The organism is Gemella cuniculi DSM 15828 (assembly GCF_000425665.1).
Classification (GTDB): Bacteria; Bacillota; Bacilli; order Staphylococcales; family Gemellaceae; genus Gemella; species Gemella cuniculi.
The window spans coordinates 1-15,641 of record NZ_AUDW01000006.1 but is presented as its reverse complement, the minus strand read 5'-3'; the positions used below and the strand labels follow the sequence as shown (position 1 = coordinate 15,641).

The 15,641-nt window shown below is 25.7% G+C and carries 16 protein-coding genes and 1 CRISPR repeat array; of the genes, 15 read left to right on the top strand and 1 reads right to left on the bottom strand.

The features are described 5' to 3' along the window. Positions 1-62: 62 nt before the first annotated feature. Both cas9 and cas1 read left to right on the top strand, forming a co-directional pair. Positions 63-4,235, top strand: a complete 4,173-nt coding sequence (cas9, locus tag H612_RS0100085; protein ID WP_027129613.1) for a type II CRISPR RNA-guided endonuclease Cas9 — start codon at positions 63-65, stop codon at positions 4,233-4,235. Further along, the gene (cas1, locus tag H612_RS08845) at positions 4,210-4,641 is read left to right on the top strand and encodes a type II CRISPR-associated endonuclease Cas1 (RefSeq protein ID WP_035500051.1); all 432 of its coding nucleotides are present in this window, start codon (positions 4,210-4,212) and stop codon (positions 4,639-4,641) included. The genes cas9 and cas1 overlap by 26 nt, the downstream gene beginning before the upstream one ends. A gap of 287 nt (positions 4,642-4,928) precedes the next feature. On the opposite strand, the gene H612_RS08840 is transcribed toward cas1, so the two are convergent. Next, on the bottom strand, positions 4,929-5,312 hold the full coding sequence (locus H612_RS08840) for a helix-turn-helix domain-containing protein (RefSeq protein ID WP_051210069.1): 384 nt from the start codon (positions 5,310-5,312) through the stop codon (positions 4,929-4,931). A 393-nt stretch (positions 5,313-5,705) separates the two neighbouring features. On the opposite strand from H612_RS08840, the gene H612_RS09820 reads away from it, so the two are divergent. The 13 genes from H612_RS09820 (at position 5,706) to csn2 (ending at position 14,836) form a co-directional block, all read left to right on the top strand. Continuing rightward, the gene (locus H612_RS09820) at positions 5,706-5,918 is read left to right on the top strand and encodes a hypothetical protein (RefSeq protein WP_169515547.1); all 213 of its coding nucleotides are present in this window, start codon (positions 5,706-5,708) and stop codon (positions 5,916-5,918) included. A gap of 26 nt (positions 5,919-5,944) precedes the next feature. Continuing rightward, positions 5,945-7,096 (top strand): phosphotransferase, encoded by a 1,152-nt coding sequence (locus H612_RS0100065; RefSeq protein ID WP_027129612.1) that lies wholly within the window; start codon positions 5,945-5,947, stop codon positions 7,094-7,096. 3 nt (positions 7,097-7,099) lie between these two features. After that, entirely contained in the window at positions 7,100-7,537 is a 438-nt protein-coding gene (locus H612_RS0100060) for a nucleoside-diphosphate kinase (protein ID WP_027129611.1), read from the top strand. A 15-nt stretch (positions 7,538-7,552) separates the two neighbouring features. Further along, positions 7,553-8,713: a glycosyltransferase family 4 protein gene (locus H612_RS0100055; protein ID WP_027129610.1), complete on the top strand. Its 1,161-nt coding sequence runs from the start codon at positions 7,553-7,555 to the stop codon at positions 8,711-8,713. Next, the gene (gene tmk / locus H612_RS0100050) at positions 8,706-9,338 is read left to right on the top strand and encodes a dTMP kinase (protein WP_027129609.1); all 633 of its coding nucleotides are present in this window, start codon (positions 8,706-8,708) and stop codon (positions 9,336-9,338) included. Before H612_RS0100055 ends, tmk begins: the two co-directional genes overlap by 8 nt. Beyond that, positions 9,335-9,814: an NUDIX hydrolase gene (locus tag H612_RS0100045; protein WP_027129608.1), complete on the top strand. Its 480-nt coding sequence runs from the start codon at positions 9,335-9,337 to the stop codon at positions 9,812-9,814. Before tmk ends, H612_RS0100045 begins: the two co-directional genes overlap by 4 nt. 181 nt (positions 9,815-9,995) lie before the next feature. Next, the gene (locus tag H612_RS0100040; RefSeq protein WP_027129607.1) at positions 9,996-10,259 is read left to right on the top strand and encodes a PqqD family protein; all 264 of its coding nucleotides are present in this window, start codon (positions 9,996-9,998) and stop codon (positions 10,257-10,259) included. 3 nt (positions 10,260-10,262) lie between these two features. Next, positions 10,263-11,009, top strand: a complete 747-nt coding sequence (locus H612_RS0100035) for a CPBP family intramembrane glutamic endopeptidase (RefSeq protein WP_027129606.1) — start codon at positions 10,263-10,265, stop codon at positions 11,007-11,009. An 11-nt stretch (positions 11,010-11,020) separates the two neighbouring features. Further along, entirely contained in the window at positions 11,021-11,854 is an 834-nt protein-coding gene (locus tag H612_RS0100030; protein ID WP_027129605.1) for a hypothetical protein, read from the top strand. A 12-nt stretch (positions 11,855-11,866) separates the two neighbouring features. Then, a complete protein-coding gene (locus H612_RS0100025) occupies positions 11,867-12,685 on the top strand; it encodes an ABC transporter ATP-binding protein (RefSeq protein WP_156882767.1) in 819 nt (272 codons plus the stop codon). Position 12,686: 1 nt separating this feature from the next. Then, on the top strand, positions 12,687-13,457 hold the full coding sequence (locus H612_RS0100020) for an ABC transporter permease (protein ID WP_027129603.1): 771 nt from the start codon (positions 12,687-12,689) through the stop codon (positions 13,455-13,457). 1 nt (position 13,458) lies between these two features. Then, entirely contained in the window at positions 13,459-14,247 is a 789-nt protein-coding gene (locus H612_RS0100015) for an ABC transporter permease (RefSeq protein WP_027129602.1), read from the top strand. Between the two features lie 160 nt (positions 14,248-14,407). Then, positions 14,408-14,836 (top strand): type II-A CRISPR-associated protein Csn2, encoded by a 429-nt coding sequence (gene csn2 / locus H612_RS08835; RefSeq protein ID WP_281170278.1) that lies wholly within the window; start codon positions 14,408-14,410, stop codon positions 14,834-14,836. 203 nt (positions 14,837-15,039) lie between these two features. Beyond that, a CRISPR array of direct repeats spans positions 15,040-15,339; the repeat unit is 36 nt; unit sequence GTTTGAGAGATATGTAAATTTTGATTTCTACAAAAC. Positions 15,340-15,641: the final 302 nt, after the last annotated feature.

The following is a 15,641-nucleotide window of genomic DNA, read 5'->3' as shown; positions in this document are numbered from 1 at the left end:
ATTGTAGAATATTTTATTATCTAATTACGTAACAAAATTTTAAATGAGGAGGATTAAATTGTATGGAAAGTAAGAAATGGTATCTAGGCTTGGATATTGGAACTGCAAGTGTTGGTTGGGCTGCTACGGATACAGAATATAAACTTCTAAGAAAAAATAGAAAAAGATTATGGGGTGTTAGGTTGTTTGAAGAAGCGACGACTGCCGCAGAAAGAAGGGGACTTCGTGCAGGGAGAAGACGCTTAGCTAGAAGAAAATGGCGTCTAAATTTATTGGAAGAATTATTCGCAGAAGAAGTAGTTAAAGTAGATAAAAACTTTTTTTTAAGATTAAGAGAAAGTAAATATCATTTTGAAGATAAAACTAATAAAGAGACCTTTACCCTATTTAATGATAAAAAATATACGGATAAAGATTTTTATAAAGAATATAAGACAATCTATCATTTACGAAAAGAATTGATGACAGAAAAAAATCCAGATATAAGAAAAGTATATTTAGCAGTACACCATATTATAAAAAATAGAGGACATTTTTTATTACAAGGACAAAGTTTTAAAGATGGAAATATTGATAATTTTATCAAAGAACTTCTTAATCTTGAATTTGTTAAGGTGGGATTTGAAATAACGGATGAAGAGATAGAAAAAATAAAATATATTTCATTACAAAAGAAAAATCTATCTGCAAAAGTAGACGATCTAAAAAAATTATATCCAAAAGAAAAACAACTTCATGAGATTTTTAAATTAATATTTGGAGGGAAACCAACATTGGATAAATTATTTAATATTGCTGAATATAAAGAATTAGATAGCGATATTAAATCAATTTCATTTAAAAATAAAATTTATGAAGAAGAACGTCCTAAATATGAAGATGTTTTATCAAATTATATTGAACTATTAGATTTAGCGAAACAAATTTATGATGGAATTATTTTATCTGATATAAAAAAAGTAGGTCAAACTATATCAGAATCAAAAGTAGAATCATATGAAAAGCATTCAGAGGATTTAGATAAATTAAAATCATTAATAGTAAATGATGCCGAGTTATCTGATGAAAAAAAGAAAGAGATTTATTATGCTATCTTTAAAGAAGATAAGGATAAAGGAACTAACTACGTCAATTATACTCTAAGAAGCAGAGAAGGAAAAGGATGTTCGTATGAAGATTTTAAAAAATTTTTAGAAAAAGAACTAGATAAATTAGAAAGTAGCGAAATAAAAGAAAATATAATAAAAGAATTGAAATTGGAAGAATTTTTACCGTTACAAAGAACAAAAGATAATTCCGTAGTTCCGTATCAAGTACATAAAGAAGAATTAGTAAAAATATTAGATAATGCAACAAAATACTATGATTTTTTCAATAAAAAAGATGAAAATGGATTTACCGTTAAAGAAAAAATCATTCAATTACTAGAATTTAGAATACCGTATTATGTAGGACCACTAAACTCATATCATCAAGCAAAAGAAAATGGCTTTGCTTGGTCAGTGCGCTATGATAATGAAGAAAACACAGCGGTAACACCTTGGAATTTCGAAAGAGTTATTGATGCTGATGCGAGTGCCGAGAAATTTATAAGAAACTTAACTAATAAATGTACATATTTAAAAAATGAAGATGTACTTCCAAAACATTCATTATTATATTCAGAGTACGAATTGTTAAACGATTTAAATAAATTAAGATATGATGGTAATAGACTTACAGTTGAAGCAAGAGATGCAATGGTTGAAAATTTATTTAAAAAACAAGGTAAGAAAGTTTCGGCAAAAGTAATTGAAGACTTTTTAAAAGTTAATGGATTCACTGATGGTCGTGGAAAAATTAGTGGGATTGATGTAACCATAAAAAGCGATTTGAAATCGTATAGAGATTTTAAAAATATCTTAGGAGAAAAATTTGATACAGAACGTGTTGAAAATATTATAAATTGGATAACGTTGTACGGGGAATCAAAAAAATTAATAATTAACAAAATAAATAAGGTATATGGAGATTATTATACTACTGAAGAAATAAAGAAAATTTCTCGTTTAACATATAAGGGTTGGGGAAGATTTAGCAGAAAGCTGTTGACCGAAATAGTGAGTGAAAAATTTTTCAACGAAGAAACGGGAGAATGTCTAAATATTATAAATGCACTAAGACAGAATACTATGCTTCTTATGGAAATTTTAGCAAATCAATATGGCTATATGGAGCAAATAAAAGATTATAATAAACGACTACAAAAAGAAATTTTTGAAATAACACCAGATTTATTGGACGACTTATATGTTAGCCCTGCTGTTAAACGTTCAATTTGGCAAACAATAAGGATAGTAGAAGAATTGAAAAAAATTATTGGTTCGACTCCAGAAAAAATTTTTATAGAAACTACTAGAACTAATCAAGCAGAGAAAAAGCGAACCAATTCACGAAAAGATTACCTAGCTTCTCTTTATAAAAATATAAAAGACAAAGAAATTCTTGAGTTGGAAAAAAGTTTAGGGACATCTTTAGACTTTGACAAAAACAAAAGTAAGCTTATGTCAGTAGAACCATCAGAATTAAAAGCTAAAAAGTTATATCTTTACTATATGCAGTTAGGAAGATGTATGTATAGTGGAGAAAGAATATTACTTAGCGAGCTTTTTGATAACAATAAATATGATATTGATCATATTTATCCACAAAGTAAAGTTAAAGATGATAGTTTTACAAATACTGTTCTTGTAAAACGTGAAATTAATGAGGAAAAGGGTAACAATTATCCTTTAGAAAAATCTATTCAAGATGAAAATAAGAACTTTTGGCTATTTTTAAAAAATAAGGATTTAATTTCAGATGAGAAATATAATAGATTAGTTAGAACTAAAGATTTTAGCGATGACGAATTAACAGGATTTATCGCAAGGCAATTAGTAGAAACTTCACAATCAGTAAAAGCAGTGGCTAATATTTTACAAGAGTTAAATCAAAAATCTGTAATTTGTTATTCAAAAGCAGAAAATGTATCAGAATTCAGGGAAAATTTTGGGAAAATAAAATCCAATAATCTCGAATCACAAAGTAAGGAAAAACTTATCAAAGTTAGAGAGATTAACGATTTACATCATGCCAAGGATGCTTATTTAAATATTGTTGTTGGTAATGTTTATGATGTGAAATTTACAAGAAATGCATATAATTTTATTACAAAAGAAAAAAATGGAAGACAATATTCATTAAATAAAATATTTTATAGAAATGTAAAAAATTCTAAGACTATAGCTTGGGAAGTAGATAAGACAATAAATACTGTTGAAAGTGTAATGAATAATAATTCTATACTAGTTACTAGAAGAACTTCTGAACAAAAAGGTGGATTATATAATGAAAACATTTCTAAAGCGAAAAAATCCAAGGATGATAGTTATTATCCACAAAAAACAAGTGATAAAAGGTTAATTGATGTTGCTAAATATGGAGGCTTTCCCAAGATAAAAATTGCATATTATTCGATTTTTGAATGTATAACAAAAAATAAAAAAGGTGAAGAAAAAATAACTAGGATTATACCAATACCAATTTATATTTCTCAAAATATAAAAAATGATAGTGCATTGACTGATTATGCTAAAAGTCAAATAAAAGCAAAATATGCCGAAGAAATTAAAGATTTGAAATTAAAGTATAGAAAACTATGTATAGGAGGCTTATGTAAACTTAATAATTTTAGTTATTATGTGGGTGGTAAAACAAGTGAATATTTTAATTTCGACAGTGCTATTCAAGTTATATTAGATAATAATAGTGAAAAATATATTAAAGAAATAGTTAAGTATTTGAATTGGAAAAAGGATAATAAGGATGGAGAGTTATGGAAAATTATAACAAGTGAAAAAAATATAAAATTGTATAATACATTAGTAAAAAAAATGAATAGTAATACTTTAAAAAATAAAAAACTTAATAATTATAATGAATTAAAATCTGGGAAAGTCTTCTTTAAGTTTAAAAATTTAAATAAGGAAGAGCAAATTACAGTATTATTAGAATTATTATATGTATTAACTGAAAAGAAAACTACATTCAATTTGAAATTGATTAATTTAACTGCAACAAGAGCTAAAAATAGATTTGACCTTACTAATTTAAATCAGTTTTCAATAATTGAAAAATCTATAACAGGATTTTATGAAAAAGAAATAACAATAATAGGGGAAAAAAATAATGACATGGAGAACAATAGTAATTAGGGAACGAGCAAAGCTAGATTATTGCCTTAACTTTATGACTGTAAGAAAAGAAGCGGAAACAAAGAAGGTTAGTCTAAGTGAAATATATATGGTCATTGTAGAAAATACGGCGGTAAGTCTTACCGCCGTTCTTCTTAATGAACTAATAAAAAATAAAATAAAAATTATATTTTGTGATGAAAAAAGAAATCCAAATTCAGAATTGATTCCGTATTATGGAAGTCATGATACTAGTTTAAAATATAAAAATCAATTGTCTTGGTCAGAAGATAGTAAGGCAAGAATTTGGACACGGATAGTTTATGAAAAAATATACAATCAAATGCAATTTTTAAAAAATTTAAACAAAGAAGAGCATATATTACTTGGAACATATTTGAAAGAGTTAGAGTATAATGAGAAGTAGTTTTACTTTTTGATACTATGAGTAGTTTTTTTATTTTTTATCTAGGAATTATATATGGAAGAAATAAAAAAAGATAGTCTTCTAAAACCTTGATAAAATCAGCATTCGTATGGTTTAGAATCAAATCGAGAAGCGGTCTTCTAAAAATAGAGAGCTACTAATTAAAATATTTGGATTCAGAGTGGGAACTTAGCAAAAAGGAGCTAAGTCTTTTTTATTTATCTGCCATTAGGCAAAATGTAGGGTGTTTAAAAATAGGCAAGTGTTATAAAATAAAAGTGAAAGTATTATGAAAACAGGAGAAAAGAGAAAATGACAGTTAATAAAAAATTATCATCAGAAGAAATACCTAAATATTTTTTATGAGCGGTCTCAGCATAATAGAAACGTTTTTTATATCTACAATCAAGCCTTTTATGTGCACAGCTATTACATACATAAGGTAGCTTTTTAAGGAGAGTACAGTCAGTACTCAAAATATCACCTGAAAAATTTTTAGTAGTTATGTTAGTGTTTGTATAAACAAAATTTCGTTTAACCTCTTTAGAGATTGTAGTAGGACCTTTCCCTAAATCAATTCCGAGACTTCTAAAAGTTTTTCCATTAGTAATACCAGTTTGAATAGTAATTCTATCATCAAGTGTTAAATGTTTATTTTTATTGTTTTCCATAGTTATGATTCCTTTCAACGAAAAGTCTCATACCATTAATATACACTAAAATTATGTTAAAAATTAGTTTGACACTGAGCCTCTATAGGTGTGATTTCTAATGTGGGAATAGTGGCATCTGCCACATTCCCCACCAAGGCTATCACACCTATTACTCAGTATAAAACTAATTTTACAAAGTATATCGTGTGGAATTTTAAATTCATAATAAGCTAATAAAATTATTACAATATTTTTTTATAAAAGTTTTATTACCAAGTTAAATTCCAGCTCTTTTGGTATTTTCAACTTAAATTCCGTTATTTTTATTTTAGCGGAATTTACTCTGGAAATTTAGGACGAATATTACTTTTTTTTTAAATACGGTTGACAACCGAACTATATTTTGTTAAAATGTTATATAACAGTTCTAAAAAGAGTAATAAGGCGTACTTTAGAAAAGAAGGTGAAATCGTGAAAAAAAATATACTATATTTGATGGGAAATCCTAATGTTGGAAAGTCTACATTATTGCTAGAATTCAGAAAAGATCCAAGATTTTTTGTACCTAAACATGTAACCAATAGAAAAAAAGAGAAGACGATGATGATTTTTATAGATTTGTAGAAGATGATTATTTTTTTAAAAATGATATGTTTATTTCTATAAAAGATAGTAAAAATATAATTTATGGGGTGACTACCTTTGATTTTAAGAATTGTAGAGACGATAATAATAAAATTGTAGTGATAAATTGTTCGATAAAAAATTTAGACACAATAAAAATAAGAGATAAAGATAGAATAGTTATAATTTTAACAAAAGATATAAAAAAGAGATTGAATTCAAAAAAATATAGTGAAAAAGAAAAAATATATAGATATAATGAGGCTATAAAAGAAGGAAATATTATAAAAAAGTATGAAAATAAAAAGTATATAGATATATTTTACATAGAAGATATGTGTAACTATAATATTATGTATGACAAAATTATGAGAAAGGTAGAGAGTTATTTTTTTCATGAAGACTATATAGTAAAAAAGAAGATTTTTTATCCTGAAAAATTAAAATTATTGAATGAATATGTATTATTCTTAAATGAAATGGGGCAAAGAATAAAATTAGAAGATATTAATGTAATCAATGGAACCTATAGTTATAAATATATAGATGGAAAAAGATTTGATATACAGTGTAAAGAAGAGTTTGATTATATTTTAAGGCATTTACAATTTCAAGAAAAAAATAAAGCAGAGAGTAAACATGACGATGAAGAGAATTTGATTAATGAAATTTCTTATTATTTTGAAATACTTATGGTTGAAGAAACAAAATATGAAAATGTAAAATGGAAAAAATTTTTAAATAGATATAGGTACAATATAGAACGGTTATTGCATAAATATAAATCAGTAAAATCATTTTTGTCGCATGGTGATTTACATAATAAGAATATTCTTTTAAGAGAAAAAAATATATTTTTTATAGATTATGATGAAATTTCATATGCACCTAAAAATTATGACTTGGCAGTATTTTTATATAGATATGTGAATAGTGATATCGGAAACCTATCTTACGAGAAAATTAGGCGAATTTTAGATTTTTTTTCAAAAAATGAAGAAAAAAGAATTATAGAAATTCTCGAACTTTATATTATAAAAGTAATATTTCAAAAAAAATATTTAGAGGTAGCGAATAAAACTTCTTTAAACACATGGGAAAAAGATTCATGGATTCATTGGAGCGAAGATTTTTCTATTTTAGAAAATATTAGAATAAATACCTATTTGGAGGAATAAAATATGTATGAAAAAACATTAGTTATATTGAAACCAGATTGTTTAGAGCGTGATATAACGACTGATTGTGTAGAAATTTTATTACAATTGGGGAGAATAGTTGAATTAAAGTGTTGTAGGGTATCTTCTAATACAATATTAAAACACTATGAAAAAAACTTAAAAAAAGTAGACGAAGATATAAAAAATAGAGTTTTAGATTATTTTGTAAATAAATATGTAGTAGTTTTGGTACTGGAAGGTCAAGATATTATAACTAGAGTAAGAAAAATAATAGGAGCTTCGGATCCATCATTAGCTTCCAAAGGAACTATAAGAGGAGATTTCGGGATGGATTCGTATGAAATAGCAGAACTTGAAAAAAGAAGTTGTAGAAATATTGTTCATGCAAGTGATAGTATAGAAGCTTATAATTTAGAGTATAATATATGGTTTAAATAAGGAGGTGTGTTAATATTGAGAATATGTCTAGTATCAGAAGAGTTTCCTTTAGAAACACAAAAAGGAGGAATAGCAACATATCAATATTTAATGGCAAAGATAATGTTAAAAAATAAATGTGATGTACATATTATATGCAAAACAGCTTCTGCTGAAGATAAATATATAGTTTATGAAGGGATAAACCTTCATATGATTTCAGAAAAAAATGAAGAAAATTATAGAAAACGAGTTTGTGGAAAAATGAAAGAACTCGAAAATGAGATTGATATATTTGAGGTAGCTGATTGGAAGGCTGAAGCACATTATTATATTAGCGATAGGAAGAAACCAGTTGTAATTAAATTACATACACCTTATATTATATGGAATAAATTTAATGAAGTTAAAGAAACTGAAGAAGCTCAAAAGGTTTCAAAATATGAGATAGAGGATATACTGAATAGTGATGCAATATATTCATGTTCGGAGTCTTTAAAAAATTTATTAAAAAAAGAGATAATAGAGCTAGAAAACAAGGAAATACGTGTCGTTAATAATCCAATTATTCAATTTGAAATGAATAGAAAAGAAAAAGTAAAGAAAGATATTATACTTTATGTGGGGAGTTTAGAACAAAGAAAAGGTGTGTTAGTTTTAGCTAATGAATTAAATGATTTCTTTGAAAAAGATACTTTTCATAAAGTCGTATTTATAGGAAAAGATACACATAGAAATAAGTTTAATAGGTCTACAAAAGAACTAATAATAAATTATATAGAACCAAAATACAGAGATAGAGTATTTTTTTTAGGGCATTTAAGTTTTGAGAAAATTTCAAAATATTATAGTGATGTAAAAGTAGCAATATTTCCTTCTTTATATGAAAATTTTCCTTATGTTTTGATAGAGGCTATGAATTTTGGTTGTGTATGTATAGGCAGTAAAAATGGCGGAATGTCTGAAATAATAGAAGATGGAATAAATGGATTTTTATGCAATCCTTATAAAAAAGGGGATATATTAAAAAAAATAGAAAAAGTAATTTTATTAGAAGAAAAAAAATATAAAGAAATTAGTAAAAATGCAAAAGTAACTTTAAAAAAAGTGGCTCCTGATAAAATTTTTAAAGAAACAATGGAGGTATATAAAGAAGCTATAAAAAGTTTTAATAATGATAGGAGAGAGAATGTATAATATTGTAATAGAAGGTAACGATGGTGCTGGGAAAAGTACACTAATAAAGAATATAAAAAAATATCTAATTTCCAAAGGATATAAAGTTTTAGTAGTGAGATATAATATGTCGTATACGACGTTACCAGCAATTAAAGAAGGAAAAAGAAGAAAATTTTCTTCTGAGGTAAACACAACGTTGCATTATTTAAGCATCAAGGATCAAATTTATCAGTATGTAGATAAGTTTCAAAAGAAAGGATATATAATACTATGGGATAGATACATTTATTCTGTTGTAGCAAGAGGATTATCAAGGAATGTAAATAAAAAATTAATATCATACATGATAAATGATATTCCATTACCTGATTTAATTATATATTTAGATATTTCTCCACGCACAGCATATTCAAGGCTAAAGGGAAATGTTAACTATTGGGAATCAGGGCTAGACGTGTATAAAGATGAGAAATCAAAAAAAGAAGCATTTATAAAATTTCAAGAAAATATTAGGATTAATTTCCAAAAAATATTATCAAAATATAATATTGTTAGTATTATAGATTCTGACGAAGAGGTTATAGAAATATTTAAAAAAAGTATAAGTATAATTTTAAAAAAATACGAAGGTGATAAAAAATGAATACACTTAGCACACATATAGGAATTTATGGAATATATATAAATAATGGAGAGTTGTTATGTATAAAAAAAAATACAGGTCCGTATAAAAATAGATATGATTTGCCTGGAGGAAGTCAAAAAGATTATGAGGGGTTAACAGAAACGTTGTTGAGAGAGTATGAAGAAGAAACTGGTTATGAAATATCAGAGTATCATAATCCAAAGGCATACGATGTCTTTGTAACAGAAGAAACTGGACACACAACACATCATATTATGATATTTTATGACATAGAAATAAAATCTTCGCAAAAAAATATTTTGGAGTATTTAAATGATAGTGAAATAAATGATTCTAAGGGTGTATGTTGGATGAAATTAAATTGTTTAACTGAAAATAATTCTTCTCCTGTAATATTAAAATTGAAACAAGAAATAAATAAAGAGAAGAATTTTTTAGATAAAGTAAAGTATAATAATTGGAAAATTTTATAAATACATGAAAGGAGGTGATAATAATGAAAACATACGAAACACCAAAATTAGAAGTAGTTGAAATTCCAGCGGCGTTACAAGTGGAAGAAAGACTATAATTATAATTTTAAAGATACCAGATGAATTATGTTCAATTGGTATCTTTAATACTATTGTATAAAAAATAAGAAAGAGGATATTTATGTTAAAAGATTTTATAAGAGTTGATAGAGTAAGTGTTAGAAAATTTAATGAAGAATATTATTTATTGAGTGGAAAGAGAAATTATAAAATAAATGAAATTGGTGTGATAATTTTTAAATATATTGGAACAAATATTAAAGTAGAGGAATTAAGAAACAAAATAATGGGTATATATGAAGGTGGAACCGCAGAACAAATAGACATAGAGATTAATAATTTTATTAATTTGTTGCTAAAAGAAGGATTAATTGAAAGAAGATAAGTTATGAAACAATATACACTTATAAAATTTAATATATTATTATTATCTACATTAATTTTAATTCTTTTAGGAAATATATATTTATCAGTAGCATGGATACTAAGCATATTAATATTATTTGATGTTAGAAAAATTCCTAAAAAAGGAATATTATATTTAATTAGATTAACTGGGTATTTTATTCATTTTATAATAATTTTTTTGACATATGTTATACTAGAGAAAAAACAAGTATTTATTTTTGAAAATGAAAAAAAAGTAATATTTATATTATTTACATTTATAATTATTAGTATATTAAAAAACAAAAAGACTTTTAGTTTATTTTTTAGTAATGAATATGTCAGTAGTATTCCTAAAGAAAATAAAATAGAATATATTTATTCTATCTATGTATCGATAGGTTGTATTATAGGTGAGGAATTATATTTTAGATATTTTATGATAGAAAATTTAAAAAACATAGGTAGTTTGTCTATACTAATATCAGCAGTGTATTTTATGTTGATACACTATCTTTTACCATGGGGGGATAATTTTAATAAAAAAGATTTATTAAATCAAGTTTTATTTGGTTTAGTATCAGGTGGTATTTACTATATATCTAATTCTATTTTATTTTGTATAGTAGGACACTTATTTATGAATATACATATGATAATTTTTTATATTAAATCGTATAGCTATTATTATGTTAAAAAAGGGGAGTATATAGATTCTAAGAATATTTTTGATGAACTAGATGTTTAAGGAGAAGGTGTATGTATATAGAAAAATTAGATAAAATAATAACTTTATCAGATGTGGAAAAACATATAGAATTATTAGAAAATGATATTGTTTATTTTGGAGGTTCTTTAATAGAAGGAAAATTGAATAAAAATTCAATTGGGATGGGAAATATATATTCTGATTTAGATATGTTCGTAATTAGAGATGAAGAAAAATTTAGTGAAACAGAATCAACGTATAAGAATAAATTTAAAAAGACAACATTTATTAGAGTCAATGGAATGAGTATAGATGTTGAAATATTCAATTATGAGTATATAAGAAAATTGATAGATGAATTGAATAGTGTAAAATTAGATTTAAATATAAGAATGGATAATGTATTAAATATAGATTTAACTTTACAAGAGATTAATACATTTTTATGTAGATTAAAGTATTCGATAAATATAAAAAATAAAAATAAATATGATGATTTATTGAAAACTATTGATTTTAATAATTTTTTAAAAATATATAAAGAAAGTTTATATAATTCTTGGGATAATAAATTAGATGATACATTGGGTAATTTAAAAGAAAAGCAGTATAATGTAGCATTGCATTGCTGTAGAATAATGTTTATAGAATTTTCTAAACATTATTTAGCAGAGCACTCAGAATTAATCGATAGAGATAAGTGGATATTTTTAAAAGCGATAAATACAGCTAATACACTTAAAGATAAAGAGTTTGAGTTAAAATACAATGAGTTATTTTGTTCAGATGTTAGTGATGATGAAGATAAAGAAAAAATCATAAAAAGGAGTTTAAATTTTATGAAGAAAAAAATGGATGAATTTACTTTATCTGATTTGATTTAGGAGGATAGTATTGTGAAAAATAATATTATAGAGGTGAAAAATTTAAAAAGAAGTTTTAGAATTTCAAAAAAAGATCAATTTACTGCACTTAAGGGAATAAATTTTTCAGTGAAAGAAGGAGAAATATTTGGACTTCTTGGACCAAATGGAGCAGGGAAAACTACTACGATAAAAATTTTAACTACAATGCTTGCTCCAAGTTCGGGAAGTGTAAAAGTTTTGGGTTTTGATACTTTTAATGAAGCAAAGGAAGTTAGGGAGCATATAAACTTTGTTTTTGGTGGAGAGCGTAGTCTGTATTGGAGACTTAGTGCGAGAGATAATTTAGCATATTTTGCTGATCTTTATAAAATTCCACGAAAAAATCAAAATGAACTAATTGAAAATTTAATAAAGCATGTAGGTCTTAGTGAATTTATAGATAAAAAGGTAGAGACTTTTTCAAAAGGTATGAAACAAAGATTACAGGTTGCACGTTCGCTTCTTAATAATCCTAAAATAATATTTTTAGATGAACCGAGTATAGGGCTCGATCCAGTAGGGGCAAAAGAACTTCGGAAACTTATTAAGGAGTTAGCAAAAGATGGTGTAACTATATTATTAACAACACATTATATGCCAGAAGCAGAAGAACTTTGCGATAGAATTGCGATAATTAGAAAAGGTGAAATAATTGCACTTGATAATGTAGTGGGTCTTCAAAATTTAGTTTCAATTGGTCGAAAAGAAGAAATAAAAGCGAAAAAAGTGAGAGAACAAGAAGAGAGGAATAAACAAAATTTAGAAATAACATTGGAAGATATTTATATAGAATTATTAGAGGAGAAGTAATATGAGAGCTATTTTAATGAGTGCGAGGATTCAGATGGAACAATCAATAGCACGCCCGATGTTTAGATTTTGTGTGTTTATTAGTCCGATACTTAGTGGAATTTTGTTGGGAATGATTTATCAAAATCGTAGTATTGAAGATTTTATGCTTTATGCTTTTATTGGTGCTGGAATATCAACGTTTTGGGGAAGTATTTGTTTTTCATCAGCGAGTGATATGGATAGAGAAAAATGGTTAGGAACTATGCCGATGATTTTTACCTCACCGATAGGTTTCGAAAATATTATTTTTGGAAAAATTTTAGGAAACACACTTTGGGGAATTTTTAGTTTTGGACTTAATATGCTGACGGTAAAAATTTTATTTAATAAATCTATCCAGTTTGCGAGTTTTAATTATTTTTTACTAATAACAATTTTAATGATAATTTCTATGATAGCTGTTGGTTTTATGATGGCGGGTTTATTTACTTTATCAAGAAAAATAAGTTTACTTATGAATGTAATAGATTACCCGATAATAATTCTTACTGGAATGGTTTTTCCGATAAGTATTTTTCCAAAATTTATTCAATATATATCGTATTTATTAAGCCCGACTTGGGCTATGCAAGGTTATAAGTTGGCTATTCAAGGTGGATCAGCAGAGCAATTACAAAAAGTAGCGCTAATACTTGTCTTTGTAACAGTTGTTTATTTTATAGTAAGCATTGTATCGTTTAGAAAAATAAAGAAATTATGTGTTATAAATGGAACTTTGGAGGTATTTTAATATGGAGAATGTTTCGAGATTTTTTAGAAGAGTTCAATTTTCTTATAAAATGTCCTCAGTATTAGATGATTGGCGTACTTTTTTTACTATTGATCTTTTAATTCCATTAATGCAGATGATGTGTTATTCGCTAGTAGGATATTATGTTTATGGAGCGGAAAATATTGAAAAATGGGTGATAAGTAACGCTATAGTAACGAGTGCCTTTTCGGCAATTTATAGAGTAGGATTACAGCTTGTTCGTGAGAGAATGAGTGGTACATTGTCGCTTATGTTAGCAACAAAAACTAGTATTTCAGAAATATTAATTTCAAGCGCAATCTCAACTATGGTACTAGGTTTTGTGTCGGTAGTTTTTGGAGTGAGCGTACTTAGTTTATTATTGGGATTAGCTTGGACAGGACAAAAAATATTGGAGTTTATTTTTATTTTAATATTAGCGATATTTGTGGCGACTTGTTTTGGATTTTTCATCTCATGTTTAATATTATTAACGACCGAAATTCACCTAGTAACGAACACGATAGACAAAGTGCTTTTAATATTTACAGGGGCAAATTTTCCAGTAAGTAATTTCCCATACCTAGTAGAGCAGTTTTGTTACATTTTACCACTGACACGTTCTATACTTTTAGCACAAAAATTAATAGGTGGGGAGAGTGTAGTGAATAATATATATCTAATTAGAGGAGAGTTTCTACTAGCTTTTGTATTTCTAATATTAGGAATAGTGTTGTTGAAAAATATGGAAAGAACTGCCGTAAAAGGTGGAACTTTAGATATGTTGTAAAAATAAGCTCTTTGTTAAATAAAGAGGATGAGAAAAAATTCATAAAATGTGTTCTATGACTAAATAGGACAGAACCAAAAAGTTAGTTAAAGAAAGAAGTGTTGAGAAAAAACTCGGTACTTCTTTTTAAATTTCTAGATAACATTTTTTATAAAATTGGATATACAATCAATTATTAAAACAAGCAACAGAGGATATTATGGAACTAAATAGAATAAATTCATTTATTGCGGCTTATTTTGAAAAAATAATTTTTGATAGTACTTTTGATATTGAACAAAATGATGAAATAGATACTTTGTCATTGTTAAAGTTAGGTGATTTTAAACTTCGAATTGAAGAAAATAATTATTTGGAAATGCTTATTAAATTTTTAAAAATTTTGGTGGAACTGTGTGGTATAAAAGTTATTTTTATAACGGAGTTGCATTCATTTTTCGAAGATAGTGAAATAGAAGTTTTATATAAAGAGGTATGTTTGAATAAAATTAATATTATAAATGTAGAACATCAACAGTTTGATAATAAAACAAATGATAGGTATAAAGAAATAGTTTATATTTTTGATAAAGAAAATTGTGAGATATAATCTTGATTTTTTTTAAAAGTAATTGTATAATATAAGTGTATTCAAAATTTACATATCAAAGTTCAAATAAAGATTTATCTATATTGCCTTCGGGCTTGGATCGTGATTAATTCGTTGTCTTCGGGCTTGGAATTATTGTCGATCTATTTTTTATATATAAAAATTCAAAATTTTTATCTTTTGAATCTCAGTTTATATTTGAGGTTTGAGAGATATGTAAATTTTGATTTCTACAAAACCATTCCCCCAACCATTAAGCAACAATTGCTGTTTGAGAGATATGTAAATTTTGATTTCTACAAAACATGCAGTTTATGCTGACACTACAGAGCCTAGTTTGAGAGATATGTAAATTTTGATTTCTACAAAACCATCAGCCAACAATAAGGTTTCTTCTTTTAAGTTTGAGAGATATGTAAATTTTGATTTCTACAAAACTTTTAATATAGTGTTGCAAAGAATGTTTCGTTTGAGAGGTATGTAAATTTTGATTTCTACAAAACAAATAATGATTTTTGTCCAGCTAGCTCTATGTTTGAGAGGTATGTAAATTTTTTGGTATTATATTAGTTTGAGAGATATATAAATTTTGAATATAAAAATTATAAAATAAATTTTATGTATAAAAGAATGTACATGAAATTTATTTTTTTAATTGATGAATTGCAAATAAAAGTGCAACACCTAACTCAATAAATTAATCTCGTGTAACAATGCTTCGAATGGTGTTGAAAAATTTAGACATTTTCTTGGTCTATTATTCAATTGGACTAAATTTTCAATTAGTTCAGTCAAATTAATATTA

Excerpts from the sequence above, each read along its gene's own strand:
- H612_RS0100030 (WP_027129605.1), top strand. The coding sequence starts at position 11,021 with ATGTATATAGAAAAATTAGATAAAATAATAACTTTATCAGATGTGGAA.
- cas1 (WP_035500051.1), top strand. The coding sequence starts at position 4,210 with ATGACATGGAGAACAATAGTAATTAGGGAACGAGCAAAGCTAGATTAT.
- H612_RS0100015 (WP_027129602.1), top strand. The coding sequence starts at position 13,459 with ATGGAGAATGTTTCGAGATTTTTTAGAAGAGTTCAATTTTCTTATAAA.
- H612_RS0100065 (WP_027129612.1), top strand. The coding sequence starts at position 5,945 with ATGTTTATTTCTATAAAAGATAGTAAAAATATAATTTATGGGGTGACT.
- H612_RS09820 (WP_169515547.1), top strand. The coding sequence starts at position 5,706 with ATGTTATATAACAGTTCTAAAAAGAGTAATAAGGCGTACTTTAGAAAA.
- H612_RS0100020 (WP_027129603.1), top strand. The coding sequence starts at position 12,687 with ATGAGAGCTATTTTAATGAGTGCGAGGATTCAGATGGAACAATCAATA.
- H612_RS0100060 (WP_027129611.1), top strand. The coding sequence starts at position 7,100 with ATGTATGAAAAAACATTAGTTATATTGAAACCAGATTGTTTAGAGCGT.
- cas9 (WP_027129613.1), top strand. The coding sequence starts at position 63 with ATGGAAAGTAAGAAATGGTATCTAGGCTTGGATATTGGAACTGCAAGT.
- H612_RS0100035 (WP_027129606.1), top strand. The coding sequence starts at position 10,263 with ATGAAACAATATACACTTATAAAATTTAATATATTATTATTATCTACA.
- H612_RS0100045 (WP_027129608.1), top strand. The coding sequence starts at position 9,335 with ATGAATACACTTAGCACACATATAGGAATTTATGGAATATATATAAAT.
- H612_RS0100040 (WP_027129607.1), top strand. The coding sequence starts at position 9,996 with ATGTTAAAAGATTTTATAAGAGTTGATAGAGTAAGTGTTAGAAAATTT.
- tmk (WP_027129609.1), top strand. The coding sequence starts at position 8,706 with ATGTATAATATTGTAATAGAAGGTAACGATGGTGCTGGGAAAAGTACA.
- H612_RS08840 (WP_051210069.1), bottom strand. The coding sequence starts at position 5,312 with ATGGAAAACAATAAAAATAAACATTTAACACTTGATGATAGAATTACT.